The organism is Embleya sp. NPDC025285 (genome assembly GCF_055558835.1).
In genome coordinates this window covers 16,515-42,828 of the sequence record NZ_JBVHLU010000038.1, presented here as the reverse complement: position 1 = coordinate 42,828, position 26,314 = coordinate 16,515, and the positions used below count along the sequence as shown (strand labels likewise).

Below are 26,314 nucleotides of genomic sequence, written 5' to 3'. Positions count from 1 at the left end.
CTCTACGAGCGGCCTGCCCTCTCGACGAGCGACTCTCCGGAAAGGGGATCAGCCATGGAACACGTCCGGACGACCGTGCGGCCGGCCCGAACGGGGGCGGCCTTCGCGCTGCTCGCCGCGGTGCAGGCCATCCTCAACACCTCGGTCACCATCACCTCGGCCGCCGGACCCGACATCGCCGCCGACCTCGATCTGGGCTCCTCCGGTCTGGTCTGGACCGGCGCCGCCTACACGCTGGCGTTCAGCGGCCTGCTGCTGCTCGGCGGCCGGGTCGCCGACCTGCGCGGGCGGCGCGAGACCTTCCGGGCCGGCGCCGCGCTGTTCGCCGCCGCGTCACTGGCCGGCGCCCTCGTACCCGGCGGCGCGTGGATGATCACCGCCCGCCTGCTCCAGGGCGCGGGCGCCGCGCTCGCCGCGCCCGCCGCCATGGCCCTGGTCGGGGACGTGTTCGCGACCGACGCCACCCGCCGCCGGGCGATGGCCGCGTGGGGCGGACTCTCCGGGGTGGGCGCGGCGCTGGGCATGCAACTCGGCGGCGCGACCGCCACCTGGGCGTCCTGGCGCTGGTCGTTCGTGGTGCTCGCGGCGATCGGCTTCGTTGTCGCCGCCCTCGCCGGCCGGTACCTGCCCACCGGCCCGGAGCGGGTCACCGGCCGGGTGGACGTGCTCGGCGCCGCCCTGGTCACCGGCGGTGTCGCGGTGCTCAGCCTGGGACTGGTCGCGGTGGGTACGCACGGCTGGCTCGACCCTGCGGTGCTGCTGCCGCTGGCCGGCGGAGTCGTCCTGCTGGTGGCGTTCGGCGTGGCCGAGAACAAGGTCGCGGCGCCCCTGATGCCGCTGCACTTCCTCGCCTCCCGCCGCCGCGTGGCAGCGCTCGCCACCGGCATGCTCGCGCCGATCGCCGGCTCCACCGCCGCGTTCTTGATGTCGCTGTACTTCCAACGGGTGCTGGGGTGGTCCGCGTTGCGCTCGGCGATGGGTTTCGTCCCGTACACGCTGATGCTGGTCGTGGTCAGCGCCGGCAGCGTGCTGATCGTGGCCCGGTGGGGCGTGCGGTGGACGGCCGCGCTGGGTCTGGCCACGATGGCCGGCGCCTTCCTGCTGTTCTCCCGGATCAGCCCGGACGCGGCCTACCTCGGACTCCCGTTCGCGGCCATGCTCGCCCTGCCGATCGGCATCGGCCTGACCGCCGCGGCCGCCGTGGTCGCCGCCACCCGTGGGGTGCCGCCCACTCAGGCCGCGCTGGCAGGCGGCGCGTTCAACACCACGATGCTGATGGGCCCCACCGTCGGTATCGCCCTGTTCAGCTCGCTCGCCGACGCGCACACCGGCGCCGGTCCCTCCCCCGAACAGGCGGCCACCGACGGCTACACCTTCGCCTTCAAGGCCGCGGCGGTGCTGTTCGCCCTCGCCGCGCTCGCCTCGGTGAGTGTGCGGGCCCGCGGCACAGGTGGCGGCCGTACTCGCGACCCCCGGCCCGTCCGGGCCTGACCGCCACCTTCACCCCGACCACCCCGCCCCGAAGGAGTCACCCGATCATGACGACGACCTGGGTCGCGCGTGGGACGGGCGCCCGGCCTTCACACCCGCGAGCCGGGATCGGGAACCCGGTCTCCACCCCACGGGCGCGGAACCGGCACCCGACGTCCACCCCGCAAGCGGGGACCCGGCACCCGGCCTCCGGCCCCGCGAACGCGACACGGGCGCCCCGTGTCAATCCGGGTACGGCACCGTCGGGAGTGCCTTGACTCGGGTGGTCGGGTCCAGTGCCATCGTCGCCTCGATCAGCGCCTCCAGGTCGGGGTCCGGCCACGGGCGTGCCAGTTCCAGCGGCGGGCGGTGTCTTCCGGTGGCGATGTCCTCCAGGATGTCGGCGGCGGTGATCCGCCCGCCGATCGCCCGATCGGTGGCCGGGGCGGTACCCGTCCAGGCTGCCCGGAACGAGGCGCCCAGGCTGTACACCTCGGCGGCGTCGGTCAGGCGCACGTGCTGCCCGGGCCCGGTCTCCAGGAGTTGCCGGGCTATCTCGGGAGCGGTGGTGAGGTCCATCCCGCCCCGGTAGGGATTCGGCAGCGGGAGCCGGTCCGGATGGTGGGCCAGGTCGTGGTCGATGAACTCGATCCCGCCTCCCGGGGTGACCAGTATGTTCATCGGCTGGATGTCGCCGTGATGCCAGCCCAGCGCGTGCAACCGGCCGAGCGCCGCGAACGCCCGCCGGGCCAGGTGGGGCAACGGATGCGCCGGAACCGGCCCGTTGCGGCGCGCCGACTCGCACCAGCGCCACAGGGTCACCCCCGGGCGCCACTCGACCGCCGTCCACAGCCCGCCGCCCACGTGCCCGTGCCTGCCGCCGACCGGGTAAAGGCCCTGCTCGCGCAGCATGGTCAGCACCCGCGCCTCGTGATGCAGCGCGGCGACGTCCGCTCCCTCGGCGGTCTTGATCCGCCACTGTCCGGCACGCCAGGCGTTGGTGTGGTGCGAGGTCAGCGGGCGCGGCCGTTCGGTGACGCCGAGGGTTTCCAAGGCGGCGACGAGCAGCGGATCCATCCGCACATTCTGGCCGACGCCCCCGACGCGCCGACGCTGTGGTGCTTCGGCCCCGCATGTGGGAGCCGGGCCGGTCGTACCGGGATCGCCGGCCCGGTCGCACTCTCGATTCAGCGGACCCATCCTCACGTTCGGGCGGACGCGCAACACGCGACGATCCCGCGGCGGGCGGGCCCCTCGCGCAGGACCCGGGCCAGCCCCGCCGAGATCGGCAGCCCGGTCGCGCTCTCGATCCAGCCGAACTCGCCCACGCAGTTGCTCTCCAGGTACGTCCATCCGGCCGAGGTGACCACGAAGTCCAGCGCGGCGTAGCCCAGCCCGAGGTCGCGCACGTGCTCGACGCACGCCCTCGCGATCTCCGCCGGCGCCTCGATCGCCCGGTACTCGCACGCGTCCAGCGGCACCGCCCGCCAGTCGAGCGCGCCCTTCGTGATGATCGCGGCGGTGAACACCCGATCGTCCACGACGGTCACCCGCGCGTCGAACAGCCGGTCCTCGACCAGGGCCTGCAGATAGTGCAGGGTGCCGGCGATGCCGCTCAGGTCGTCCGAGAGGCGGATGCGCGTGGTGGGGATGAACGTGGTGTGCCGCTGGGTGAGCGCCTTGACCACGACCTTGTCCCGGTGCGCGGCGATGAACGCGCGGGCCGCGTGCGGATCGCTGGTGAACAGCGTGTCGGGCACGGCGAAGCCGGCGCGCGCGGCCGACGCCAGTTGGGTGGGCTTGTGCAGCGACGCCGCGACGATCGTGGGGTCGTCGATCCACACCTTCAGCGGCTGCGCGCGCAACAGGCCCAGCAGCGCGGTGGTGTTCTCGTCCGCGCGCCACCGCTCCTCCGCGGTGCCGAACGCGTCGGGCCGGGTGGGTTTGCGCCAATACACCGCACAACGTTCGTCCAGCGTCACCGTCGCCCGCCCGGAGGTGAGCACGGTGTGCCAGCGCCCGGCCGCGAACCGGCCGGTCACCAAAGGACGTTCGCGCAGGCGGCCCGGGTCCAGGCGGAGCAGGGCCACCGGGCCGCCGAGGAGGTGCGCCGCCACCATGTCGGCGGTCAGATCCTCCTCGGTGGCCACGATCACGACGCTCGCGTCGTGATCAGTCATCCTTCTTGTATCCCCTGGGCTCCTGCGTCCCGGTGTAGGTACCGGAGTCCACCGCGTGGATCAGCAGCGTCCCGCCAGGGGTGACGTTGACACACAGATCGGGATCGTAGTGATGCCGGGGCAGCGCGGGCGCGCCTCGGGTGGGGACCGGGGCCCTGCGGCCGAGAATCAAAGGACCGGGCATGACCTCTCCTGACTGTGGGTGTCCGACCCACCGAAAAACACGGTGCGTCATGTTCATCAACGCCCGGATGGGGTCGGTCAGTTGCATCTCCGCGGAAAAAGACGCCGACGCCTCCGGCGAACGTCTCCCCCGGCGCCTCGCGAGTAACCCTGGCAGGATGACCGTCATGCCCACGGTGGAAGCGTCAGTGGAGGTACCCGTCGCGGCCGCGACGGCGTTCGCCGTGTCGCAGACGACCGGGGTGGTGCGCAGGCGTTGGGACCCGTTCATCCGCAGCCAGCGCTTCCTGGACGGGGCCACCGAGCCGGGCAAGGGGGTGCGCACGCTCACGGTGCACCGCGCGGGCTTTCGGATGATCAGCGAATACGTCTCGTACCACCCGCCGACGAACGTGGGCATGCGGATGGTCGAGGGATCGTGGTTCTTCGCGAAGATGGGCGGCGGCTGGCGGTTCACCGCCGTCGAGGGCGAACCGGACCGTACACGCGCGGTGTGGCGTTACAACTTCGGCTGCCGCCCGCGCTGGTTGGCGCCGCTCGCCGATCGCATCGGCACGGTGGTGCTCCGGCGTGAGATCGAACACCGCATCGCGCGCTTCGCCCGCGCGTGCTCGGATCCGGTGGTCCTGGCCGCGATCGGCGGCGACGACGTCGCCGAAGGACCCGCGCCGGGCTGAGCGTCGGCCCGGGCCTCGCGGGTGTCAGTGCGCCGCGCCGCCGGTGGGCGCGGACCCGGCCAGGCGTTCCTCCAGGCGCTTGCCCTCGATGTCCGGGTCGGGGACGTACCTGGCGAACCACTGCGGGTGATACCAGAGCTTGGCCCGGACGATCGCCATCGTCGCCGGGACCAGCGTCAGCCGGACCACGAAGGCGTCCAGGAAGACACCGACCGCGAAGCTGAAGCCGATCGCCTTGATGGTCGGGTCGTCGGTGAACATGAACGCCACGAAGATCGAGAACATGATCAGCGCCGCCGCCGTCACCACCCGCGCCGACAACCCGATGCCGCGCGCGACCGCGCCTCGGGCGTCGCCCGTGGTGGTGTAGTCCTCCTTGATCCGCGAGACGACGAACACCTCGTAGTCGCTGGACAACCCGAAGATGATCGCGAGCATCAGGATCGGCAGGAAGCTGATCGTCTCGGTGGGGGTGATGTCGAAGATGTCCTCACCCCAGCCCCACTGGAACATCGCGACCTGCGCGCCGAAGGCCGCCGCGACCGACAGCAGGAAGCCGAGGATCGACTTGATCGGCACCAGGATGGTCCGGAAGGCGAAGGTCAGCAGCACGAAGGCCAGGCCGACCACCACGAGCAGGAACACCGGGAGCGCGTCCAGGAGTTTCGTGGACACGTCGATGTTGGAGGCGGTACTGCCGCCGACCAGGATCGGCGCGCCGACGCCGGCCTCGATCGCCGCGCGGTTGTCCCGGATGTGGTGCACCAGGTCGGCGGTGGTCTGGGAGTTGGGTCCGGTGGCGGGGATCACCCGCACCACGGCGACCTCGTTGTTGACAGCGAGTGGACCCGCCGCCACGACGTCCGGTTGCTGCTTCAGCGCGTTCACCAACGCAGTCACGCCGCTTTGGTCGACGGGCCCGTCGGCGACCACCAACAGGGGCCCGTTGAAGCCGGGCCCGAAGCTCTCGGCGGTCAGGTCGTACGCCTTGCGCTCGGTGGAGGACTCGGGCTGCGAGGCGGCGCTGGGCAACCCCAGTTCCATGCTCATCGCGGGCACCGCCGACACGAGCAGCAGGCCGACCCCGACGACCAGGACCGGGATCCGGAAGCGCACCACGAAGCGCGCCCAGGCCGCGCCGAACGTGCGGGCGGGATCGGTCGCGGTGATCCGCGCGACCTCCTCGTGGTGTCCGGGCCGCAGCCGCGTGTCGATGAACGACACGAGCTTGGGACCGGCGAAGCCCAGGACCGCCGGGAGCAGGGTGAGCGCGATCAACAACGCGATCAACACCGCCGCCGCCGCGCACAGTCCCATCAGGGTCAGGAACGGGATACCCACGACGGCCAGCCCGCACAGGGCGATGATCACGGTGAGTCCGGCGAAGACCACCGAACTGCCGGCGGTGCCCAGGGCCAGGGCCGCGGACTCCTCCGGCGCCATGCCGCCGATCAGGTTGTTGCGGTGCCGGAACAGGATGAACAGCCCGTAGTCGATCCCGCAGGACAGACCGAGCATGATGGCCACCGTCGTGGACGCCGACGCGATGTTCACCACCGACGCGAGCGCGGTCACCCCCATCAGGGCGATCACCACACCGATGATCGCGTTGATGATCGGCAGGCCGGCGGCGACCACCGCGCCGAACGTGATGAGCAGGATCACCAGCGCGATCGCCAGACCGATCAGCTCCGGCAGTTCGGAGGGGGTGATCCGCCAGCCCGGGTACACGGTGCCCGAGTACTCGACCTGGACCCCGGCCTGCTCGGCCGGCGCCACGGCGTCCTCGAGCTTGTCCAGAGTGGCATCCTCGACGTCCGCCGGCTGCGCCGTGTACTGCACCCAGCCCAGCGCGACCAGTTGGTCGGGCGCCACTCCCTGATCGGTGAACGGGTCCGACACGGAGGCCACTTGTGGCACCGTCCGCAGTTGCGCGATTGCGGCCTCGATGCCGGCGCTCGGGCCCGGGTCGGTGACCTTGGCCGGGCTCTTCACGGCGAACACCACCTGGGTCTGCGCGCCGCCGAGCGCGGGCAGCTTCTGCTCCAACAGGTCCGTCGTGTCCTGCGACTCGGTACCCGGAATGGTGAAGGTGTCGTTGGTCTTGCCGCCGCTGACCGTGGCGAGGACGACGGCGGCCACCGCGATGGCGAGCCAGACTGCCAGGACCCACCGGCGACGCCGGAACGCCCATTTCCCCAGCCGGAACAGATAGGTGGACAAGCCGCTTCCCTCCGCACCGACCGACAGGTCGCAACCACCACACGAATCCCAACGCGGCGACCCACGACCACAGAGACAGACAGATCGACAATCTCGTCCTACTTTGTCCCATTGGTTCCGACGAAGTGCCCTCGACGCGCCGACAACGCGTCGACCGCCCGGCGCGTGACGGCCGGCGGAACGCGCCCACCCCCATGACGGACGGCCGCTCCGCCCGGGACCTGCAGCGGGACACGACATCCCGCCGTGTCGACGATCGAATTTCCGCCCTATATGAGCGGTTAATGTCACTTCATGCAGGCATGGAATGGCAGGGCCTATCCCCTCGGCGCCACGTTCGACGGCTCCGGCACCAACTTCGCGGTGTTCTCCGAGGTAGCCGAGCGCGTGGAGGTCGCGCTGATCGACGACGACGGCACCGAGCAGCGCGTGCCGTTGCCCGATGTCGACGGCTACGTGTGGCACGGCTATCTCCCCGGCGTCGGGCCCGGCCGGCGCTACGGGTACCGCGTACACGGGCCGCACGACCCCGACCGGGGTCACCGCTGCAATCCGGCCAAGATCCTGATCGACCCCTACGCCAAGGCGATCGACGGCAACACCGACGGCGACCTGTCGCTGCTGGACTACCGGCCCGAGGCGCCCGACGAGCAGAACACCGCGGACAATCTGCGGCACACCATGCTCTCGGTGGTGACCGATTCGACCTTCGATTGGGGCGACGACCGCAGTCCGAACCGGCCGTACCACGAGACGGTGATCTACGAGGCGCACGTCAAGGGCATGACCCGCACCCATCCCGCCGTTCCCGAGCACCAGCGCGGCACGTACGCCGGCCTCGCCCATCCCGCCGTGATCGAGCACCTGACCACGCTCGGCGTGACCGCGATCGAGCTGATGCCGGTGCACCAGTTCGTCCACGACGGATCGCTGCTCGCCCGGGGCCTGTGCAACTACTGGGGCTACAACACCATCGGCTTCCTCGCGCCGCACAACGCCTACTCGTCCTCCGGCACGCGCGGCGAACAGGTGACCGAGTTCAAGGCGATGGTCAAGGCCCTGCACGCGGCCGGGATCGAGGTGATCCTCGACGTCGTCTACAACCACACCGCCGAAGGCAACGAACTGGGCCCGACGCTCTCCTTCCGAGGCATCGACAATGCCTCGTACTACCGCCTGGTGGACGACGACCCGGCGCACTACTACGACACCACCGGCACCGGGAACAGCCTGCTGATGCGGCACCCGAACGTGCTTCAACTGATCATGGACTCGCTGCGCCACTGGGTCACCGAGATGCACGTGGACGGCTTCCGCTTCGATCTCGCGGCCACCCTGGCCCGGCAGTTCCACGAGGTGGACCGGCTGTCCGCGTTCTTCGACCTGGTCCAGCAGGACCCCGTGGTCAGCCGGGTCAAGCTGATCGCCGAGCCGTGGGACGTGGGCGAGGGCGGCTACCAGGTGGGCAATTTTCCGCCATTGTGGAGCGAGTGGAACGGCAAGTACCGGGACAGCGTGCGCGACTTCTGGCGCGGCACCGACGGCGTCCTGCCCGAGTTCGCGCGCCGCCTCACCGGCTCGTCGGACCTGTACACCAGCGAGCACCGACGACCGCTGGCCGGCGTCAACTTCGTCACCGCACACGACGGCTTCACCCTGCGCGACCTGGTGTCGTACAACGACAAGCACAACGAGGCCAACGGCGAGGACGGCCGCGACGGGGCCGACGACAACCGATCGTGGAACTCCGGCGTCGAGGGAGACACCGAGGACCCCGGCGTGCTCGCGCTGCGCGAGCGCCGACAGCGCAACCTGCTCACCACCCTGTTCGTCTCGCAGGGTGTGCCCATGCTCTCGCACGGCGACGAACTGGGCCGCACCCAGCACGGCAACAACAACGGGTACTGCCAGGACAACGAGACCGCGTGGATGGACTGGGACTCGGCCGCCCACCCGGCCCGACGGGACCTGCTGGAGTTCACCCGCGGCCTCGTCCGGTTGCGCGCCGCACACCCCGTGCTGCGTCGGCGGCGCTTCTTCCGCGGCGACGGCGCGGACGGCCCGGCCGACCTGCTGTGGTTGCGTCCGGACGGCAAGGAGATGACCCGAAAGGACTGGGACCGCCCGAACGCCCGCTCCGTGGTGGTCTTCCTCAACGGGGACGCGATCTCCGAACGCGACTCCTGCGGCCGCCCGATCGTGGACGACTCGTTCCTGTTCGTGCTCAACGCCCACTACGAGAGCGTCGACGTACGGGTGCCGTCCTTCGGGGACGGCGACGTGTGGCACGTCGCCGTGGACACCACCGACCCCGACGGCGCGGACGAGGTGGAGGTCAAGGCGGGCTCCGTGCGCGCGGTCGAGGCGCACAGCGTCCTCGTGTTGATCCGCCGGCGCCGCCCGGAGTGAGGAACCCGAACCCGCGGGTGCCGCTCCAGCGAGCGGCACACGCGGGCCGTTGTGCCGGTCGGTCCCGGTGCCGCGGACGGTGTGCCGATCAGTCCCGGTTCGACGGGTGGACGGTACCGGCGTAGCGGCGGGTGAGGCCGTCCGCCACCGCGACGGTGACGTCGTACCGGCCGTACGCGTCGGTCGGCCACGCCACGGTGTCCCGGTCGCGGGCGCTCACCCACTGCTCCCGGGCCGTCCCGCCGAAGTCGTTCGGCGGGATCGTGAAGCGCACGTCGGTGTCGCCGTCGTTGCTCAGTCGCAGGTCCAGCCGGGCGGCATCGGGCCGGCGTCCGTGCGGGGTGGCGCGGACCGACGGGACGGCGACGTCGCGCTGCGGGTCGCGGACCACGGTGCCGGCGAAGCGTCGGACGAAGCCGTCCGCGCCGTGCACGCTGAAGTCGTAGGCGCCGTCGGTACCGGCGGCGTCCCACACGTAGGTCGCGCTCTTGCCGGGGCCGACGGTGAGCAGGGTGCCCGCGAACGGGAGGGCGATGTTCGGGAAGACGGTGAAGTGGTAGGTCACCGTGCCCTCGTTGACCAGTGTGCAGGTCACCCGGAGCGGAACGTGACGCCCTGGCCGGACTGTTGCCCGGCCGAGGTGGTCCACAGTCCGCCCAGGCGCACGGTCGCGCTCTCGCCCGACGCCACGGCCGAGGTGGTGACGGTGCCCACGGCGAACCTGGGCCTGGGCGGCACGGGCCGCACCGCGAAGCTCGACTCGGCTCGGTAGGCCGGTGATCGATGGCCGACGCGTGAACGCACGCACGGGCGAGCGAGCTTCGCGGGAAGAGCCGGCGGAACCGATCGGAGACGCGGACCGGTCGGCTGCGCGGCGGACTCGCCGTTGTGGTGCGAACGGCGCCGCATCACCGATACCCGGCAGGCGTACCCGTCGAGTGGTGCGAGGATCGCCGCCGGCCCGGCACCGTCGCCTTCACGACGCACCATTCGATCGCCGCATCCGCGCTGTCCCTCCGTCGCCACCCCGAGTGACCTCCTCGCGCGAAGCCTGTACGCGAAGCCTGTCGTGGATCCGGGAGGACGGTCGCCCCTCGGGGTCGACCACCCCGCACCGGACACCGGCACCGAACCCGCTCCGGACACAAGGGGTGATGGATCGAAATCGCACAGCCGCCACTTCCGGGCTCGCGTGCGGGTCGGTCCTCGTCGAAGGCCGTCAAGTGTGCGACGGAGCGTTAAGGTGGGGAGCACCCCATGCGCACCGACCCGATTCGCGGCCTCGAAGCGCACATCGTCGATCCGCCCCGAACCGGTCGGGCGTTGAGGTCGGCGCGGCCATGCCACCGCCGGCGCACCGGGGCGACCCCGTCCCGGTCACCGGACCGGCACGCCGCGTGCCCTCCGGATCGGGGCCGCCCCGCCCGAGCCCGCTCCGATCGCAGTCGACGGATGACGGAAGAAGGGCCGATACAGATGCCGATGCGATGGGAACCCTTCCTCGCGGCAGTTCAGGAGCGGGGCGAATACTCCTCACCCGCGGAGGCGGAGCGAGGCATTCGGGTCGTCCTCGCGCTCCTGGGCGCACACCTGGTCGGCGGCGAGCGCACCGAACTGGCTGCCAGGCTGCCGGACACCTGTGCCCTGGTACTGCTCAACCCGCTCCCCGCGCACGAGCCGCTCAGCGCCGACCGGTTCGTCCGGGCGACCGGCGCGTGGATCGAGGGCGCCACGGACGAGACCGCGAAATGGGACGTCGGAGCGGTACTCAGCGTCGTGGCCGACGCCATCGACGACGACCTGATGAACCGCGTGCTGCTGCAATTGCCGCCGGGCTACGACCTCCTCTTCGGCCGTCCTCGACGCTGAACCGTCCCCGCGGCACCCGCGCGCGGCCGGGCGACCCGGGCCGAAGGCCGCACGCGGGTGGCGGGTGCCCGGCCGCGAGGCCGTTCGACGCCCGCGTCCGCGTCGATTCGACGCGGACGCGGGGTCAGGCCGGATCGACGCGCAGGAAGCGGGTGAGCAGTAGCCGGAGCATCGGCGCCTGCTCGCGCGGCGCGAAGCTCGGATCGGTCGCCACCCGGGCGAAGATCCCGTCGATCTGGGCCGCGATCCACGTCGCCGCGTCCTCCGCGTCCAACTCCGGGTCGATCCGCTCGGCCGCGGCGGCACGGCGCAGCAGGTCGGCGATGCCGGCCCGGAGCCGGCGGTCGTTGCGGGCCAAGAGCGCGGCGATGCCTTCGTCCCGCTGGGCCTCGGCGGCGGTGTCCAGGGTGAGGCCGGCGTACTCCGGGTCGGCGGCGAGCGCGACAACCGTTTCCATCAGCTCGAACAGCGCCCCGAGCGCGTCCTCCTCGGCGGCCAGCCGCTCCAGGAAGGCGGCCGTCTGCACGCCCTCGCTGTCGATCAGCTCCACGATGATCGCGTGCTTGCTCGGGAAGTAGTGGAAGAGGTTGCCCGGACTCATCCCGGCGCGTTTGCAGATGTCCGCGGTCCGGGTGCCGTGGAAGCCCATCTCCGCGAAGCAGGAGGCGGCGGCCTCCAGGATCTGACGTCGCCTGGCGGCGTGCTTGACGGGATCGACGGTGCGCATGGGATGCCCACCCTACCGCGCACCCTCCACAACCGACCCCGCCGACCCGGCCCCGGACTCCACCCACGCTCAGCCGACGACACCTCGTCCACGCAGCCCCAGCGATCGAGTTCGGCATACTCGACACGAATCGCGCCCACGTCCCGCTCTTCATCGACCGCCGGCGGACGAAACACACCGCGCGCCGAACATGCCCACCCCGCGCGCCCCCGCGAAGCCGAGCCGCCCGCCCCCGCCGCCGCGTCTCGGCCGCACCGGGCATCGAATGCGAGCCGGGACGAGACTCCACCGATCCACCCGCCGCTCCCGTCCACCCCGTCGCACCCGGCGGTCGCCCCGTCGACCCGCCGACCCGGCAGACCCGACCGCTGCGCGAAGTCGGTCGGCGTCGGTGCCACCATCCGCCAGGCACACACGTGCCGGTCGGTCCGGAAATCACCGCCGACCACCCGCGGATCCTCCGCGTCCTCCCGATCGTCGAGCGCGATCGCCACGTCGTCGCCAAGGCGGCGATTCACCACGATCAGGACGGCCTGTTCGACGTCGAGCCACGGGAGGTCCACCGACCCGACGACGCTCCCACACACCTCGCGAAACAGCGCCGACGATCTTTCGTCGTCGGCGAGGAGATCCAACAACCACGATTCCCGGCGCGTCTCGGCCGCATAGGCCGGGAGATGCCATGGCTCCTCGATCCAGGGCACCACCTCGCGCATCACCTCGTCCCCCGGATGCCGCCATCCGCATGCGGCGAGCAGGTCGACCATCGGTCCCGGAAGTGCCCGCCCCCGCAAGGTCCATGCGGCCGGGCCGCGTGCGCACACGTCGTCTCCGGCCGCCGCTCCGGCCCATGCGCTCTCTCGGTGTTCCACACTCGCCAACCTGGCACATCGGCAGCCGGAACGGCCAGGGAGCCGCGAAGGCGGTCGACGTAGGGTCGGCGGCCGTGGTTGCCAAGGGACTTGGGCTCACCGGCGGCGCGCGGCGCGCGGCGGTGGACCGTTTCCCGGGCGGGCGCAGTAGTCTCGGTTGGTCCGTGGGAGTGGCCTCGCGAAGGGTGAGCGCGTGACGTCGATATCGAGCAGCGACGAGGACGCGTGGCGGTTGCCGCGTCTGGACGAGGTCGAGGAGGAATCCGTCGCGGCGCGGATCGACACGAGCATCCCGCACACCGCCCGGATCTACGACTATCTGCTGGGCGGCAAAAGCAACTTCGCGGTGGACCGCGCGGCAGCCGAGCACATCCTCGCCGCGATTCCGGATCTGCCCACCACGCTGCGGCTCAACCGGCTGTTCCTCCAGCGCAGCGTCCGCTATGCCGCACGACGCGGCATCCGCCAGTTCCTGGACATCGGAACCGGCATCCCCACCGGCGGGAACACGCACGAGGCGGCCCACCAGGTCGCGCCGGACGCGCGCGTGGCGTACGTCGACAACGACCCGATCGTGCTCGTGCACGGGCGGGCACTGATGACCGGCGGCGGCCCCGGGCGAACCACCTTCACTCAGGCGGACCTTCGCGACCCGAAGGCGATCCTGACCGCGCCCGAGGTGGTCGAGGTGATCGACTTCGCGGAGCCGGTCGCCGTGATGCTGGTGGCGATCCTGCACTTCATCAAGGACGAGGAGAACCCGCACGAGATCGTCGCGACGCTGCGCGACGCGCTCGTCCCGGGCAGCATGCTCATCCTGTCGCACGCCTCCTTCGACGCCGATCCCGCGCGCGGACAGGCGGGGGCCGCGGGCTGGAAGAACGCCTCGGCCGAGATGACGATGCGCGGCTACGACCGCGTGTTGTCCTTCTTCGACGGCTTCGAGGTGGTCGAACCCCCCGGTATCCGCCCCCACTGGAACCCGGACGGCGAACCCGACGATCCCCTGGACGCGGTCGAGAACGTCTGGGGCTACGGCGGGGTGGGCATCAAGCGCTGAGCGGCTCCCGCGGATTGCCCCACCCCGCGGTCACGGGCCCGTCGTCGTCCGCGAACGCACGACGACGGGCCCGACGTACGGCCTCCGGGGCCGGTCGCCGGGCACCCGGCGACCGGCCGCCGTCAGCCGCCCACCGCCGCCGGCGGCCACGGTGCCCGCCCTGCCCACGGCGCTGCCTCCTCCAACTGCGCTGCCATCCGCAGCAGTTGCGCTTCGGCACCCATTCGGCCGGTGAGCTGGATCGCCACCGGCAGCCCCGCCTCGTCGAATCCCGCCGGCACACTCGCGGCCGGCAGTCCGGAGACGTTGAACACCGAGGTGAACCAGGTCATCTTGGCGGCGTTCGCGTACATGCTCGCCGGGTCGCTCGTGTCCAGGACGCCGAGTTCGGGGACCGGAACGCCCAACGTCGGGCTCAGCCACACGTCGTGGGCGTCGAAGAAGGGCGCGACCTCGCGGCCGGTCCGGACCACCGTCTGCAACGCCCGGACCAGGTCCTGCGCGCGCATCGCGGCCGTGCGCTCGTGCACGGCCCGGGTGAACGGTTCGATGTCGTCCTCGCGCAGCTCGCGGCCGAGTTCGACGAGCCGGTCCTCGATTTGTGTGTGGGTGGCCGCCGCCATCACCTGGCCCAGGGCCGCGCCGGTCGCCGGACCGTCCCAGACCGGTGCGCCCTCCTCGACCCGATGGCCGAGTTCGGCGAGCAACGCCGCCGTGCGCTCGACCGCGCGGACCGCCGCCGGGTGCGCGGCGACCCCGTCCACGTTGGTGGTCGAGAAGCCGACGCGCAGCCGGCCGGGCGCGGCGTCCAGCGCGCCGAGGAACGATCCGCCGGGCGGCGCCGGCAGCGCGGCGTACGGGTCGCCGGGAAGCGGACCGGCGACGACGTCGAGCAGCGCGGCCGAGTCGCGCACCGTACGGGTGACCGCGTGCGCGATGGACAGCGGGTAGGCCAGTCCGGACAGACCGTGGTCGTCGGGGACACGTCCGCGTGAGGGCTTGAGCCCGAAGAGTCCGCAGCAGGCGGCCGGGATGCGAATCGAGCCGCCCCCGTCGTTGGCGTGTGCGGCGGGCAGTATGCCGCCGGCCACGGCGGCGGCCGAACCGCCGGAGGAGCCACCGGTGGAGTGGGTGAGCCGCCAGGGGTTGTGCGAGGGGCCGTGCAGGAGCGGCTCGGTACTGGCGTTCTTGCCGAACTCGGGGGTGTTGGTCTTGCCGACGACCACCAGCCCGGCCCGACGATAGCGGGCGACCAGCGCACCGTCGTGCTCGGCGACCGCGTCGGCGAACAGGCGTGAGCCCTGTGTGCTCGGCATGCCGGCGACGTCGCAGCCGAGGTCCTTCACCGCGAACGGGACCCCGCGCAGCGGCCCGTCGGGCAACTCCCCCTCGGCCTCGGCCCGGGCCGCCTCGAACCGCGTGGACACGAACGCGCGCAGAATCGGGTCGCGCTCCGCGATCCGGGCGATCACGGCGTCCAGGATCTCGGCCGGCTTGACCTCGCCTTGGCGTACGAGACCGGCCAGCCCCACCGCGTCGTGGTCGTCCAACAGCTCATCGGGGTTCATCGCCGTGCCTCGTTTCGCTTGACTCGATCGATCAAATGCATGATGCAGTCAAGCAATAGAGATGGCAAGAACGTCGAATGGCCGCACCCCACGGTGTCCACAATCACGAATCGGGGAACGTGTCACGCCCGCCGGCGGTTGAAGCATCCGAGAACGACACGAGGAGAGTGTGACGGATGGCGGGAAACACTTCGGCTCGGCGACTGGTGGCGGGCGGTCTGGCGCTGGCCGCGGCCGGATGGGCACTGCGCGACGTACCGGCGGAGTTCGGCGGCAAGGCGGAGGGCGAACGACTCGCCCGCTTCCTGCGCTCGCCACAGTTCCGGGACGGCACGTTCCGCAACCCCGTCCCCGCCGACATGCTCGCGGCCGGCAGCGCACCGCAACTCATCGGGCAAATGCTCCGCAACCGCAGCGAGCGCCGACCCGCCGGACCCGTACCCCTGGTCACCGCCCCCACCACACTGCCGCCCACCGACGGCCTCAGCGCCATCTGGTACGGCCACGCCACCACCCTCGTCGAGATCGAGGGCCGCCGCGTGCTGTTCGACCCGGTGTGGAGCGAGCGGGTGTCTCCCTCCCAACTCGTGGGCCCACGACGGCTGCACCCGCTCCCGGTACCGCTGGCCGCGCTGCCGACGCTGGACGCCGTGGTCATCTCGCACGACCACTACGACCACCTCGACCGGGCGACGATCCTCGAACTCACCGCGACCCAGACCGCGCCGTTCCTGGTCCCCCTGGGCATCGGCGCGCACCTGGAGCGCTGGAACGTGCCCGCCTCCAGGATCATCGAGCTCGACTGGGAGGAGGACGCGGCCGTCGCCGACCTGCGCTTCACCGCCACCGCGGCCCGCCACTTCTCCGGCCGCACCCTGCGCCGCAACGACACCCTGTGGGGCTCCTGGGTCGTCGCGGGCGCCCGGCACCGGGTCTTCTACGCCGGCGACTCCGGGTACTTCGACGGCTACGCCCGCATCGGCGCGGCCCACGGCCCGTTCGACCTGACCCTGATGCCGATCGGCGCCTACAGCCCGAGCTGGCCCGACATCCACATGAACCCGGAGGAGGCGATCGCCGCCCACCTCGACCTCGGCGGCAAGGTACTGCTCCCGGTGCACTGGGCCACCTTCAACCTGGCCCTGCACCCCTGGGCCGAGCCCGTCGACCGCCTGTGGCACGAGGCCAAGGCGAAGGACGTACAACTGGCCATTCCCCGCCCCGGTGACCGCATCACCACCATCGACCCCACCCAACCGACCCCCTGGTGGACCCTCCTCACCGCCCAGACCTGACCCGCCCGGCACGAACACGGGGCAACCCTGGGCCTGTCCGACGGATCCTGGTGGGTCCGCCGGACAGGGCCCAGGCAGGGCCCGGACGGAGCGGAGGAGCAGGATCGGGTCCGAGCCGGGGGTGTCGGCCACGATCCGGGTCACCAACGTCGCGCTCGTGCGCCCCGCCCGCCCCCGGCGGAGCCGCCCGACCCCAGCGGGCCGACCGCCGACGGAAGTAGCATCGGCCGCCTGTGATCTCACCGACGGGAGAACCACATGCGGGCAATCGTGGGCGCGACCGTATCCGCCATCCTGTTGTTGGCGGCGTGCAACGACTCCGACTCCGACTCCGCCAAGGACCGAACCTCGCCCCCACCAGCGCCGTCCTCCCCGGCGGCCCCGCCGTCGACGACCGCGCAATCCTCGACTCCACCGACGGCACCGACATCCGCGACACCGACCACGTCCGCGTCGCAGACGCCATCGGCCGGCTCGGGAACACAGCCGGCCCAGGGCAAGACGACCGAGGCGGCGATCCAACGCTACGAGCAGTACCTGCACGCCCTCGGGCGTGAGGACATCACAACGGTCTGCGACGTCGCCGGTCCCGGGGCGAAGAAGGCCGAGGCCGAGGGGGCCGGCCCGTGCACCTCCAGCTTCGCGGTCGTCTTCCGAATGATCTCCGCGCCGCAGAAGAAGTCCCTGCAAAGCGCCACGGTGGACCCGAAGCGGGTCTCGGTACGCCCCTCCGACAAGGTGCTGATCCCGGCCGCGGCGATCCGGGCCTCCACCACCTTCACTTCGAGCGACATCGGCGACAGCACCCTCCAGTACCTCGGCAACGCTTGGTACATCGTCGACTGAACCAACTCCCGTAGGGTGCGTCCCGCGCCGCCGGTGTCCCCGGCGTCGGCGCGGTCCGATAGGGATATCCGCATGACGCATCCAGCGGATCGAGTGGACGACCACCGCACCGACAGCGAACTGCGGCGCCTGATCGGCGGCGCCGACGGCTCACTCACACGAGTGTTCACCGGTATCGAGCACACCGCCGGCTATCTCGCCCACACGTGGGATCCACCGGCGGGCACGGGCGGTCCCCCGGTGGTCCTGGAAGGGCACTGGGTCCGCTGCATCGGGCGGATCGGCGTGCTCGCGCTCCGCGCGGCCACACCCGCCGTCCGGCCCGAACGCCGCGAACGGCTCCTCACGTTCCTGGCGTCGTGGGCGGACACGGTCTTCGCCGATCCCGAGGCCCGCCTGCGCATCGGCCGGGTCCGCGACGGCGTCGGCGCGCGCGACGAGCGTGGTGCGACGGTCGTGGTCGGGCCGCCCTACGGCCTCCGTCTCGCCCTCGAACTGCGAGCCGGCGACGCCGAGCCACCCGGCCTGGGCACCCTGGAGGACGCGGCCGAGCCCGCGCGCGGCTGGGGCACCGCACAGCAGTTGCGCCGCCTCGTGCACCTCGTGCGCACCCGGGGTCCGATGCCGTGGGACCCCGCCGCGGTGGACGAACTGAGCCTGGCCACCGGCCTGTCCCGCCCCGGAGCCGCGCTGATCCTGGCCGGCAGCCCGGGTGACACCGGGTTGACCATGCGGGCCGCCGACCACGAACGCCGGGTCATGGCCCTCAAGGTCACCGAATGTGAGGTCGGACTCGGGGAGTTGGCATCGCTGACCGCACAGGCACAGTTGCAGCTGTTCGCGAACGTGCTGCCCGACGACCCCGCGGCACTCTGGGAGCCCACCGGCCCCCGCGACCTCGCGGGCCGCATCGCCGCCGCGTGGCAGGTCGCGTACGGAAAGCACGACCCGGTCCCGCCCGAGACCCTCACCCACGTCGGCGGCCTGGGCGCCAAGACGGCGGCGGCCGACCTGTGCGCGGCGTTCGCGCGCCCCGCCGATGAACCGATCCTGAGCACCGACCAGGACACGCCGCTGCGCGACAGTCACAACGGCGCGCACATCGCGGATCGGACGCGATCGTTCCACATCCACAACCTGATCGAGGACGTCGCGAATCTCCTCCCGGTGCTGTACGCCGAGTTGCCGGCCGGCGACCCGGTCCGGTCCGGCATCCCCGCGGTGATCACGGCCCTGCGGAACCGGCTCGAACACCCCGGCGTACTTTTGTACGCGAGCTCGAAGTTCGACGAATCCGTGATCACCATGGAGGCGTTGGAGCAACTGTTCGGAAAAACGCCCTACCACGGCCCCGAACCCTTCCAGCGCCCGTCGATCGACGACGGACTCACCGTGGCCTTCCTCAACCCGCCCCATAAACACTCGAATTGGACCCCGATTCCGACCGCCTACTTCCGACCGGCCCACCTTGGCGACGACGCACGTTCGCGGATCCTGCGCCGCGTCGACCCGGCGTCCGGAGGCATCACGGCCGTCGACCGCATCCGCAGCACCTACTTCGACGACATCGCGAAGCGAGTCGCCTCCGACGATCTCTCCCCCGGCCAGTACGAGGCGAATCCCGGTGCCTGTGCCCCCGACCTGGTCGCGCGGGTCGCCGACGAACTGGGCCTGCACGCCGACGCGGCCACGCTGTACCTGCAACTCCTGGTCTTGGAGTCGCCCACCGACGCCCACACCCGGCGCTGGAACCAATGGAGTCCGGCCCGCCACCGCAAGGCCCGCGCCGCGCTGGCCGACACCGATCTCGTCGTCCAGGACAAGCGCACCCGCGCCGGACGCACGCTCTTCCTGCCCGGCGCCTGGGTGGGGGCCACGACGAGGAAGATCCCAGCGATGGAGACCTGGAAGGCACGTCTTCTCGGCGTGACGCTCATGCCCGGAGGCCGCGTGATCACCTCCCGACCCACCGTCGAACGCACCCTGCCCGACCTGTTCGCCCACGCCTGGTCCCTGACCCGCTCCGGAGAAGGGCCTGCCTGACCGCAACCGCCACCGGATCCGGGTCGATTCGGCGGCCGAATCGGCCTCGCGGCCGGATCGGTTCGGCGGCCGGGCTGCGGATCGGTGCCACCGCGATCACCCGCGCGACATACGCCGCGCGAGCACCCGCCCACCGATCGCGAGCGCGAGTGCGACGACGATCAGCGCCGCCGCGACCGCGAAGGTGACCCGCGTCCCGGTGGGGGGGGGGGCGGCCCCGGGCCCCCCCCCCCCCCTTTTTTCCTCCCCCCCCCCCAACCCCCCCCCCCCCCCCCCCCCCCCCCCACGTCGTTCGTCGCCGACGCGACCGCGAACACCGCGCCCATCACCGACGTTCCGGTGATCAGCCCGAGATTGCGCGAAAGGTTGAGCATGCCGGACACCACGCCGCGTTGATCCGGCCGGATGTCGGCCATGACGACGGTGTTGTTCGCGGTCTGGAACACCGCGTATCCGGCGGTGACGACCACGATCGGCGCGAGGTAGCCGACGACGCCGAACCGCGCCGGAGTCACCGACAACACGACGGCGCCGCCCGCGATCCCGGTCAACCCGACGACGGTCATCCGCCGCGCGCCGAAACGGTCCGCGATCCGGCCGGCCGGCACCCCGGTCAGCGCGGCGACGACCGGTCCGACCGACAACACCAACCCCACCCGGGCATCGTCCAGTTCGAGTGTGCGGGCGAGGTAGAACGGCCCGACCACCAGCGTGGCCATCATCACCGTCGAGACGAGCGTGCTCATCGCCAGACTCGCGCTCAGCACCGGATCCCGGAACATCGCCAGGCGCAACAACGGCGCGGCGGCCCTCGCCTCGGCCCGGACGAACAGACCCACTCCGATCGCGGCGACCACCAGCAGGGCCGCGTTGAGCACGCCGAAGCTTCCGCGCCCGATCGTCATGGCGAGCGCGTAGGCGGCGAGCGACAGGGCGAGCAACAGCGTGCCCACATGGTCGAACCGTGCCCGAACCGGGCCGGATCCCGGTCGATCGGCGGGCAGGTACCGATGCGCGAGGACCAGCGTCACCACACCCAGGGGCACGGTGACGAGGAAGATCGCCCGCCACCCGGGCCCGGCGATCAACGCGCCGCCCAGGGACGGTCCGAGGGCGGTACCGATCGCGGACATCGTGCCGAGCAGCCCCATCGCGCCGCCGGTCCGCTCCCTGGGCACCGTCTCGCCCACGAACGCCATGGTCAGGGCCATCATCACGGCCGCACCGAGCCCCTGCGCGGCCCGCGCGGCGACCAGCAGCCACAGCGTGGGGGCGCTGCCGCACAACATCGAGGCCACCGTGAACAGCAGGATCCCGGACAGCAGCAGCCGGCGCCGACCGATGATGTCGCCGAGCCGTCCGACGCTGACGATCACGGTGGTGATCGCGAGGAGATAGGCCAGGACGACCCATTGCACCGCCTGGAAGGACGCGTCGAAGGAGTGCGTCAACGTCGGCAGGGCGACGTTGGCGACGCCGGCGCCCAGTGAGGACAGCAGCATGGACAGCGAGAGACCGGCCAGGGCCCATCGCACCGGGGGTGTCCGTATCGCGCCCGCGGTGGTCGTCTCGTACGGTTGCGCACTGGTTGCCTTCACCGTGAACTCCGTTTCCTGGTGGCTGCTGCGAATCCATGTGGTCGGATCACCGGCCGGGTTCGATGTGTGCGGGCCGCCACGCGGACCGGCCGGGTCCGGCCCGCGCGGGACCCGCGTGTCCGGCACGATCAGCGGGCCGGGCGCACACCCGTGAAGACCGTGCCGACGGACAGCAGGAAGGCGTCGGGCCGACGCAGAACGCCTTCCGGCGCCTCCGGGTCGAGCAGTACGTCGAGCGTCGTGCGGTCCACGTCGTCCAGGAACTCGCCGACCGTCTCCCGCACCCGGTCCAAGTGGCCGCTCAGGAAGGCCCGAGCCGGAGCACTCAGCGGAGCGGGTACGTCCAGGAGTGTGGTGAAACTGCCGACGTCGGTGAGTCCGGCACGGCCGAGCATCGCGGGCCAGTCCTCGATCACATCGGTGCTGCCCGGCAGTTCGGCGCGCATGAGCTCGAACCAGTGCTCGCCGGCGGCGTCCAGTCGGGCCTGGAGGCCGGGCTTGCCGATCCCGATGTCGCGCGGGAGGAAGCGCATCGGCAGGCCGGCCTCCGCCACGGCGAGCAGTCCGCCGGGCCGCACCACGCGGGCGAGCCCGTCCACCATCGCCTGCTGATCGCCCACATGGTGCAGGGCCATGCCGCTCCAGACCAGCTCCGCCGTGCCCGGACCGTCCGCCCCGACCCGGTCCCCGCCGACCACGTCCTCGGGCAACTGCGCGCATCGCACGGACACTCGACCGTCCAGGCCCAGTCGCTCGGCCCGCGCCCGCGCGCGATCCAGCAGCCCGGGTGCGGCGTCCACGGCGACCACCTCGGCACGCTCGAACTCCTCGGCGAACACGCAGGCCATCACGCCCGGCCCGCTGCCGATGTCCAGCACGCGCCGCACGTCCCGCGTCGGGCCGAGCAGGTCCCGCAGCCGGGCCGCCGTCCGGCGCAGGACCGCGAGTTGCACGTCGCCGACGGCCTCCAGGTGGGCGGCCATGCGCTCCCAGTCGATGTCGACGTCGTGGTGTCCGGATCCGGGGTCGGCACTGCCGTGTGGGTTCATGCCGAGGAGGGTGCACCCGGGGTATGGCTCCGGCAACTCTTGTTGCCAATCCCGGGACGGCGGGGTGGAATGCCCCCATGGAGAAAGCACCGCCGTACCGAACAGTCCTCGACGAGGTCGCGCCTCGGCTCAGACGCCTGCGCGCGCAACGCGGCCTCACCTTGGCCGCGCTCTCCGAGGCGACCGGCATCTCCAAGAGCACCCTGTCCCGGCTGGAGTCCGGACAGCGCCGCCCCAGCCTGGAGTTGCTGTTGCCGCTGGCCGGCGCGTACCACGTGCCCCTGGACGAGTTGGTCGGCGCTCCCGAGGTGGGCGACCCGAGGGTCCGCCTGACGCCGCGAGCGCTGCCCAGCGGTGGTACATCGGTGGCGCTGACCCGAAGTCCGGGCCCGCTCCAGGCATTCAAGATGATCATCGCCGACCGGGGCACCGAGCCGAATCTGCGCACCCACGAGGGCTACGAGTGGCTGTATGTGCTGGACGGCCGACTGCGACTGGTCCTGGCCGACCACGATCTGGTTCTCGGTCCCGGTGAGGCCGCCGAGTGGGACACCCGACTGCCGCACTGGTTCGGCAGCGCGGACGGGCGCCCGGTGGAGATCCTCAGCCTCTTCGGCCGACAGGGCGAACGCATGCACGTGCGCGCGAAACCGCGCACCTGAACACTCGCCGGCGCGCGTCCCCGACGCCCGGCAAAGGCGGGCGGTCGCGGTACCGACGGGATTCGAACCCGCGGACAGGGTCGGGCAGGCCCGCCGTACCCCCGTCAGTCGACGTGACGGGAGACCTCCGCCACGTCGATCGCAATGGGCCGCTCTGCCACGGCACCGCAACCTGCGGAACTGCGCAATCCCGCTGCGCCGACCCTAGGGCCGGGTCGGCGGCGGGGCCACCGGATTTCGCCGGACGGCGGGACGCGAGGCGGTCCCGCGTGCACCGAGCCGGGCAACGCCGGGTCCGGTGTACGGATGCGCCGTCGACCTCAGCGGCGCGGTGTCAGGAAACCGTCGAGCACGCGCCGGGTCCGGTCCCCGGCCCGGTCGTCGCCGCAGCGCAGGGCGATGTTCGCCGCCTTGAGCACCGCGTCCAGTTGGAACGCGACCAAGTCGGCGTCCGATCCGGCGAGTTCGCCCGAGTCCGCGGCGTACCGGAGTTCGCGGGCGAGCAGCGCGAGCCAGTCCCCGTGTTGCCGCAGCAGTGCGTCGCGGACCGGGCCCGGGCGGCTGTCGAACTCGGCGAGATTCGCCCCCCAGAAACAGCCGCCGGCGAACAACGGCGCCTCGGCGTAGGCGATCCAGTGCTCGATCAGGGCGCGCACCCGTGCCGCACCGTGCGGCGCGCTCGACGCGGGCCGCACGACCGCGTCCACGAACGCCTCGCCCGCCGACGCGACGGCGGCCAGTTGCAACTTCTCCTTCGACCCGAACAGGGTCGCGATGCCGCTCTTGCTCAGCCCGAGGTCTCCGGCCAGCCGACCGATGCTGAGCCCGTTGAGCCCCTCCGCCGACGCCACCTCGACGGCGTGCCGGGCGATCTCCCGTCTGGCCCGGGCGCCGCGCAGCAGCCGCTGATCGGAGGTCTCCGGGGTGACTCGATCGGAGGTGCTCGACGTCGGCTCGGCGACCGCCGTCGGCTGCTCTGGCTCGCTCATGGGTCCATCCTGCCACGCTCTTGCAGAATCCACACGAACGATCGTACGTTTACTTTGTGACCGAGACCACGCACGTCCTCACCGAAGAATCCGACCCGTTCTGCCTGTCCCCGGAGCACGCCGCACGCCTGCTCGCCGACGCGCCGTGGCGCCGCTTCGCCGTCATCGGCGACAGCCTCTCCGCCGGAGTCGGCGACCCGAGCCCGGGGTACGGCGCCCTGGGCTGGGCCGACCGGGTCGCGGGTGTTCTCCGCGACGTCCGACCCGACCTGGCCTACCTGAATCTCGCCGAGGTCGGCGCCACCACCGCCAGGACGCTGGCGACGCAGACCGGTCGCATGCTCGCCTTCGACCCCGACCTGATCCACCTGCCCAGCGGCCCCAACGACCTGTTCCACGCGACGCCCGACTTCACCACCATCGAGCGGTCCTTGCGGCGACTGTTCGAGATCGCCGCCGACACCGGTGCGCGGACGACCGTCTTCACCCTCGGCCGGGCCTTCGTGGTCCCGGGATTCCCGGACTGGCCGGACCGGGTGTGCCGGGTCAACGACATCACCCGCGAACTGGCCCGCGAACACCACGCCGTGCTCGTCGACTCCTGGGACCACCCGATCAACGACCGGCCGAATCTGCTGAGCCGGGACGGCATCCACTTCTCCACGTCGGGGCAGGCCGTGCTGGCCGCCGAGGTGATCAAGGCACTCGCCGCCACACTCGGCGATGTCCCCGCGTGAGCGCCGGCGTCCACGCGCCGACCTCGGCATCGCGCTCGCGGGAATCGCCGCGGTCCATGTGCTCCCCCGCAGCGGCCCACCGATCCCCGGAACACGGGACCGGGGGCCGCCCGGGGTCGGTCAGTGGCCGGGCAGGACGCACACCGAGTCGAGGCCCAGCACGTGGTTGAGGCGACCGAAGGCCAGCCAGGAGCCGATGGCCATGCTCAGCTCGACGATCTCGGCCTGGGTGTAGTGCGTGGTCATCCGGGCCCAGAACTCGTCGTCCAGGTTGTGGTGGTCCACCGCGTACCGCTCGGCGTACTCGGCGGCCAGCCGGGTGCGGTCGTCGAAGACGTCGGTGGTACGCCACTCGGTGACCGCGACGTCGAACCCGTCCTCGACCTTCTCCCCGTCCCGCTCGGTGCGCCAGTCCAGGCAGAAGATGCATCCGTTGATCTGCGCGATCCGAAGCCGCGCGGCCTCGAACTCGCGCAGCCCCAGCTTCGAGGCGTCGTAGACCTTCATCGAGAAGGTGGAGGCGGCGATCCCGATCTCGGGCACCATCTCCGCCCACACGTAGGCGAGCGGGTCCTTGTCCTCGGGAATGTCGATGCGCATGGTTACTTCCTTCCGAGCTTGCCGACTGCGGGACGGAGCGGAATGTCGAGCGCGTCGTAGAGCCCCGGTTCGGCGGCCACCAGCCAGTCGATGGCGCCGACGAGCCGACCGACCGCGGTGGCGTTGCCGCCCGCCGACCGGTTCGTGCCCTCGTCGGTGGCCTCGACCGTGACCTCGATCCGCGGCCGCCCCTCGATGACCACGCGGTGCGCCCCGTCCCCGTTGGGCGGGACCGGCCAGTCGGGCGCGCAGGAGGGGTGGATGCGGGTCACGTGCTCGATCACGATCCGCGGCTCGCCGCCGACGATGCCCTGCACCTCGAACCGCACCGCGCCCTGGGTCCCGGCCTCGAACTCGCCCATCGTGGTGGTCCGAACGGTCGTCTCCAGCGGTCGGCGGTCCATCGTCTCGCGAATCTCGTCCAACTCGACGCCCAACGCCCGGGCCATCAACCGGATCTGCCCACCCCACACCATGGTCGGCATCTCCGGCCACAACATCGGCGCGCCGTAGTCCATCGGCTGACCCATGCCGACCAGATTGCGGACCGAGTCCTCCTGGTCGTAGGTGGAGTAGTCGAAGATCTCCTGGCAGCGGATCGCGTCCACCGTGGTGCCCAATCCGCTGATCAGCAGCGGCAGTACGTCGTTGCCCCAGCCCGGGTCGACACCCGAGACGAACAACGACCCGCCGCCGGCGGCGATGGCCTCCAGCACCGGCTCGCGCAACTCCGCCGGGGCGTTGCGCTGGTCGTAGAGCGCGTACAGGGCGGGCGTGACCACGACGGCCCCGGCCCGGATCGCCCGGACGATGTCGGCGAGCGCCTCGTCGGGGCGGATGTCGCCGGACGCCGCGTACACCACGGCGCCCGGCCCGGCGGCCAACACCGCGTCGATGTCGTCGTCGGCCGCTACCCCCAATTCGTGGTCGAGAACCGCGAGTTCGCCCGCGTCGCGACCGACCTTGTCGGGATTGTGCACGAGAACCGCCGCGAGCTTCAGCGCCGGATGCGCCTCGACGGCGCGAATGGCCGCGCGGCCGACGTTCCCGGTACCCCAGACAACCGTGGAAATCATGCGCTGGAGGGTAGCGAGGGCCCCCTACAGTTCATAGACCCACGCAAGGAAAAGATGAACGGTTGGCCCGAACCTCCGCACGGGCTCGCCGAATCGGCGGCCTCGACGGTCGCCACGGCGTCGACCGCGAGCCGGACTCGAGGCCCCCACCGGCCCCGGCACGAACCGCGGAGGGCCGCTA

At 71.7% G+C, this 26,314-nt stretch carries 23 protein-coding genes and 1 tRNA gene; 11 read left to right on the top strand and 13 right to left on the bottom strand.

The window, feature by feature from the left end; translation table 11 throughout:
* The first annotated feature begins 54 nt into the window (after nucleotides 1-54).
* Complete coding sequence (locus tag ACZ4FV_RS25145) at nucleotides 55-1,491, top strand: MFS transporter (RefSeq protein WP_465323282.1); 1,437 nt, start codon at nucleotides 55-57, stop codon at nucleotides 1,489-1,491.
* A gap of 222 nt (nucleotides 1,492-1,713) precedes the next feature.
* Here ACZ4FV_RS25145 and ACZ4FV_RS25140 read toward each other — a convergent pair whose 3' ends face one another.
* The 3 genes from ACZ4FV_RS25140 to ACZ4FV_RS25130 form a co-directional block, all read right to left on the bottom strand.
* Nucleotides 1,714-2,547: a protein kinase family protein gene (locus tag ACZ4FV_RS25140; protein ID WP_395873172.1), complete on the bottom strand. Its 834-nt coding sequence runs from the start codon at nucleotides 2,545-2,547 to the stop codon at nucleotides 1,714-1,716.
* Between the two features lie 125 nt (nucleotides 2,548-2,672).
* Entirely contained in the window at nucleotides 2,673-3,650 is a 978-nt protein-coding gene (locus tag ACZ4FV_RS25135; protein ID WP_331771601.1) for an MvdC/MvdD family ATP grasp protein, read from the bottom strand.
* A complete protein-coding gene (locus ACZ4FV_RS25130) occupies nucleotides 3,643-3,834 on the bottom strand; it encodes a hypothetical protein (protein ID WP_355541728.1) in 192 nt (63 codons plus the stop codon). The genes ACZ4FV_RS25135 and ACZ4FV_RS25130 overlap by 8 nt, the downstream gene beginning before the upstream one ends.
* A gap of 166 nt (nucleotides 3,835-4,000) precedes the next feature.
* Between ACZ4FV_RS25130 and ACZ4FV_RS25125 the strand changes: the two genes are divergently transcribed.
* Entirely contained in the window at nucleotides 4,001-4,510 is a 510-nt protein-coding gene (locus ACZ4FV_RS25125) for a type II toxin-antitoxin system RatA family toxin (protein WP_395873171.1), read from the top strand.
* A 24-nt stretch (nucleotides 4,511-4,534) separates the two neighbouring features.
* Here the strand turns inward: ACZ4FV_RS25125 and ACZ4FV_RS25120 are convergent, their stop codons facing one another.
* Nucleotides 4,535-6,733, bottom strand: a complete 2,199-nt coding sequence (locus ACZ4FV_RS25120; RefSeq protein ID WP_402240350.1) for an MMPL family transporter — start codon at nucleotides 6,731-6,733, stop codon at nucleotides 4,535-4,537.
* A 294-nt stretch (nucleotides 6,734-7,027) separates the two neighbouring features.
* Here ACZ4FV_RS25120 and glgX point away from each other — a divergent pair, with 294 nt between their 5' ends.
* Nucleotides 7,028-9,142, top strand: a complete 2,115-nt coding sequence (gene glgX / locus ACZ4FV_RS25115; RefSeq protein WP_395873169.1) for a glycogen debranching protein GlgX — start codon at nucleotides 7,028-7,030, stop codon at nucleotides 9,140-9,142.
* A gap of 88 nt (nucleotides 9,143-9,230) precedes the next feature.
* Here glgX and ACZ4FV_RS25110 read toward each other — a convergent pair whose 3' ends face one another.
* The gene (locus ACZ4FV_RS25110) at nucleotides 9,231-9,737 is read right to left on the bottom strand and encodes a phospholipase domain-containing protein (RefSeq protein ID WP_402240353.1); all 507 of its coding nucleotides are present in this window, start codon (nucleotides 9,735-9,737) and stop codon (nucleotides 9,231-9,233) included.
* Nucleotides 9,738-9,749: 12 nt separating this feature from the next.
* Between ACZ4FV_RS25110 and ACZ4FV_RS25105 the strand changes: the two genes are divergently transcribed.
* Both ACZ4FV_RS25105 and ACZ4FV_RS25100 read left to right on the top strand, forming a co-directional pair.
* Nucleotides 9,750-9,914 carry a hypothetical protein gene (locus ACZ4FV_RS25105; protein WP_402240356.1) on the top strand — a complete coding sequence of 55 codons (165 nt, stop codon included), beginning with the start codon at nucleotides 9,750-9,752 and terminating at the stop codon, nucleotides 9,912-9,914.
* A gap of 704 nt (nucleotides 9,915-10,618) precedes the next feature.
* Nucleotides 10,619-11,011: a DUF2267 domain-containing protein gene (locus ACZ4FV_RS25100; RefSeq protein ID WP_395873166.1), complete on the top strand. Its 393-nt coding sequence runs from the start codon at nucleotides 10,619-10,621 to the stop codon at nucleotides 11,009-11,011.
* A 124-nt stretch (nucleotides 11,012-11,135) separates the two neighbouring features.
* Here the strand turns inward: ACZ4FV_RS25100 and ACZ4FV_RS25095 are convergent, their stop codons facing one another.
* Nucleotides 11,136-11,738 (bottom strand): TetR/AcrR family transcriptional regulator, encoded by a 603-nt coding sequence (locus ACZ4FV_RS25095; protein WP_395873165.1) that lies wholly within the window; start codon nucleotides 11,736-11,738, stop codon nucleotides 11,136-11,138.
* Between the two features lie 1,065 nt (nucleotides 11,739-12,803).
* Here ACZ4FV_RS25095 and ACZ4FV_RS25090 point away from each other — a divergent pair.
* The gene (locus ACZ4FV_RS25090; protein ID WP_395873164.1) at nucleotides 12,804-13,670 is read left to right on the top strand and encodes an SAM-dependent methyltransferase; all 867 of its coding nucleotides are present in this window, start codon (nucleotides 12,804-12,806) and stop codon (nucleotides 13,668-13,670) included.
* A 122-nt stretch (nucleotides 13,671-13,792) separates the two neighbouring features.
* Here the strand turns inward: ACZ4FV_RS25090 and ACZ4FV_RS25085 are convergent, their stop codons facing one another.
* Nucleotides 13,793-15,238 (bottom strand): amidase, encoded by a 1,446-nt coding sequence (locus tag ACZ4FV_RS25085; RefSeq protein ID WP_402240359.1) that lies wholly within the window; start codon nucleotides 15,236-15,238, stop codon nucleotides 13,793-13,795.
* A 176-nt stretch (nucleotides 15,239-15,414) separates the two neighbouring features.
* On the opposite strand from ACZ4FV_RS25085, the gene ACZ4FV_RS25080 reads away from it, so the two are divergent.
* The 3 genes from ACZ4FV_RS25080 to ACZ4FV_RS25070 all read left to right on the top strand — a co-directional run bounded on the left by ACZ4FV_RS25080 (nucleotide 15,415) and on the right by ACZ4FV_RS25070 (nucleotide 19,422).
* Nucleotides 15,415-16,533, top strand: coding sequence for an MBL fold metallo-hydrolase (locus ACZ4FV_RS25080; protein ID WP_395873162.1), 1,119 nt, complete (start codon nucleotides 15,415-15,417; stop codon nucleotides 16,531-16,533).
* Nucleotides 16,534-16,791: 258 nt separating this feature from the next.
* Nucleotides 16,792-17,379 carry a hypothetical protein gene (locus ACZ4FV_RS25075; protein ID WP_395873161.1) on the top strand — a complete coding sequence of 196 codons (588 nt, stop codon included), beginning with the start codon at nucleotides 16,792-16,794 and terminating at the stop codon, nucleotides 17,377-17,379.
* A gap of 72 nt (nucleotides 17,380-17,451) precedes the next feature.
* Entirely contained in the window at nucleotides 17,452-19,422 is a 1,971-nt protein-coding gene (locus ACZ4FV_RS25070) for a hypothetical protein (protein ID WP_402240362.1), read from the top strand.
* Between the two features lie 161 nt (nucleotides 19,423-19,583).
* Here ACZ4FV_RS25070 and ACZ4FV_RS25065 read toward each other — a convergent pair whose 3' ends face one another.
* Nucleotides 19,584-21,020, bottom strand: a complete 1,437-nt coding sequence (locus ACZ4FV_RS25065; protein WP_465323280.1) for an MFS transporter — start codon at nucleotides 21,018-21,020, stop codon at nucleotides 19,584-19,586.
* Between the two features lie 128 nt (nucleotides 21,021-21,148).
* Nucleotides 21,149-22,069 (bottom strand): class I SAM-dependent methyltransferase, encoded by a 921-nt coding sequence (locus ACZ4FV_RS25060; protein WP_395873158.1) that lies wholly within the window; start codon nucleotides 22,067-22,069, stop codon nucleotides 21,149-21,151.
* A 77-nt stretch (nucleotides 22,070-22,146) separates the two neighbouring features.
* Here ACZ4FV_RS25060 and ACZ4FV_RS25055 point away from each other — a divergent pair, with 77 nt between their 5' ends.
* The gene (locus ACZ4FV_RS25055; protein ID WP_331771582.1) at nucleotides 22,147-22,731 is read left to right on the top strand and encodes a helix-turn-helix domain-containing protein; all 585 of its coding nucleotides are present in this window, start codon (nucleotides 22,147-22,149) and stop codon (nucleotides 22,729-22,731) included.
* 47 nt (nucleotides 22,732-22,778) lie between these two features.
* Here ACZ4FV_RS25055 and ACZ4FV_RS25050 read toward each other — a convergent pair.
* Nucleotides 22,779-22,898, bottom strand: a tRNA-OTHER gene (locus tag ACZ4FV_RS25050).
* A 153-nt stretch (nucleotides 22,899-23,051) separates the two neighbouring features.
* On the bottom strand, nucleotides 23,052-23,720 hold the full coding sequence (locus ACZ4FV_RS25045) for a TetR/AcrR family transcriptional regulator (protein WP_402240365.1): 669 nt from the start codon (nucleotides 23,718-23,720) through the stop codon (nucleotides 23,052-23,054).
* A 56-nt stretch (nucleotides 23,721-23,776) separates the two neighbouring features.
* On the opposite strand from ACZ4FV_RS25045, the gene ACZ4FV_RS25040 reads away from it, so the two are divergent.
* Entirely contained in the window at nucleotides 23,777-24,457 is a 681-nt protein-coding gene (locus ACZ4FV_RS25040) for an SGNH/GDSL hydrolase family protein (protein ID WP_402240367.1), read from the top strand.
* Between the two features lie 120 nt (nucleotides 24,458-24,577).
* On the opposite strand, the gene ACZ4FV_RS25035 is transcribed toward ACZ4FV_RS25040, so the two are convergent.
* Entirely contained in the window at nucleotides 24,578-25,057 is a 480-nt protein-coding gene (locus tag ACZ4FV_RS25035; RefSeq protein ID WP_402240370.1) for a carboxymuconolactone decarboxylase family protein, read from the bottom strand.
* Nucleotides 25,058-25,059: 2 nt separating this feature from the next.
* Nucleotides 25,060-26,133 (bottom strand): NAD(P)H-dependent amine dehydrogenase family protein, encoded by a 1,074-nt coding sequence (locus tag ACZ4FV_RS25030; protein WP_402240372.1) that lies wholly within the window; start codon nucleotides 26,131-26,133, stop codon nucleotides 25,060-25,062.
* Between the last annotated feature and the right edge of the window lie 181 nt (nucleotides 26,134-26,314).

Bases quoted from the DNA above. Each gene is read 5' to 3' on its own strand.
- ACZ4FV_RS25080 (WP_395873162.1), top strand. From the start codon at position 15,415: ATGGCGGGAAACACTTCGGCTCGGCGACTGGTGGCGGGCGGTCTGGCG.
- ACZ4FV_RS25100 (WP_395873166.1), top strand. From the start codon at position 10,619: ATGCCGATGCGATGGGAACCCTTCCTCGCGGCAGTTCAGGAGCGGGGC.
- ACZ4FV_RS25055 (WP_331771582.1), top strand. From the start codon at position 22,147: ATGGAGAAAGCACCGCCGTACCGAACAGTCCTCGACGAGGTCGCGCCT.
- ACZ4FV_RS25060 (WP_395873158.1), bottom strand. From the start codon at position 22,069: ATGAACCCACACGGCAGTGCCGACCCCGGATCCGGACACCACGACGTC.
- ACZ4FV_RS25075 (WP_395873161.1), top strand. From the start codon at position 16,792: ATGCGGGCAATCGTGGGCGCGACCGTATCCGCCATCCTGTTGTTGGCG.
- ACZ4FV_RS25070 (WP_402240362.1), top strand. From the start codon at position 17,452: ATGACGCATCCAGCGGATCGAGTGGACGACCACCGCACCGACAGCGAA.
- ACZ4FV_RS25130 (WP_355541728.1), bottom strand. From the start codon at position 3,834: ATGCCCGGTCCTTTGATTCTCGGCCGCAGGGCCCCGGTCCCCACCCGA.
- ACZ4FV_RS25085 (WP_402240359.1), bottom strand. From the start codon at position 15,238: ATGAACCCCGATGAGCTGTTGGACGACCACGACGCGGTGGGGCTGGCC.
- ACZ4FV_RS25030 (WP_402240372.1), bottom strand. From the start codon at position 26,133: ATGATTTCCACGGTTGTCTGGGGTACCGGGAACGTCGGCCGCGCGGCC.
- ACZ4FV_RS25125 (WP_395873171.1), top strand. From the start codon at position 4,001: ATGCCCACGGTGGAAGCGTCAGTGGAGGTACCCGTCGCGGCCGCGACG.
- glgX (WP_395873169.1), top strand. From the start codon at position 7,028: ATGCAGGCATGGAATGGCAGGGCCTATCCCCTCGGCGCCACGTTCGAC.
- ACZ4FV_RS25095 (WP_395873165.1), bottom strand. From the start codon at position 11,738: ATGCGCACCGTCGATCCCGTCAAGCACGCCGCCAGGCGACGTCAGATC.
- ACZ4FV_RS25140 (WP_395873172.1), bottom strand. From the start codon at position 2,547: ATGGATCCGCTGCTCGTCGCCGCCTTGGAAACCCTCGGCGTCACCGAA.
- ACZ4FV_RS25045 (WP_402240365.1), bottom strand. From the start codon at position 23,720: ATGAGCGAGCCAGAGCAGCCGACGGCGGTCGCCGAGCCGACGTCGAGC.
- ACZ4FV_RS25035 (WP_402240370.1), bottom strand. From the start codon at position 25,057: ATGCGCATCGACATTCCCGAGGACAAGGACCCGCTCGCCTACGTGTGG.
- ACZ4FV_RS25145 (WP_465323282.1), top strand. From the start codon at position 55: ATGGAACACGTCCGGACGACCGTGCGGCCGGCCCGAACGGGGGCGGCC.
- ACZ4FV_RS25135 (WP_331771601.1), bottom strand. From the start codon at position 3,650: ATGACTGATCACGACGCGAGCGTCGTGATCGTGGCCACCGAGGAGGAT.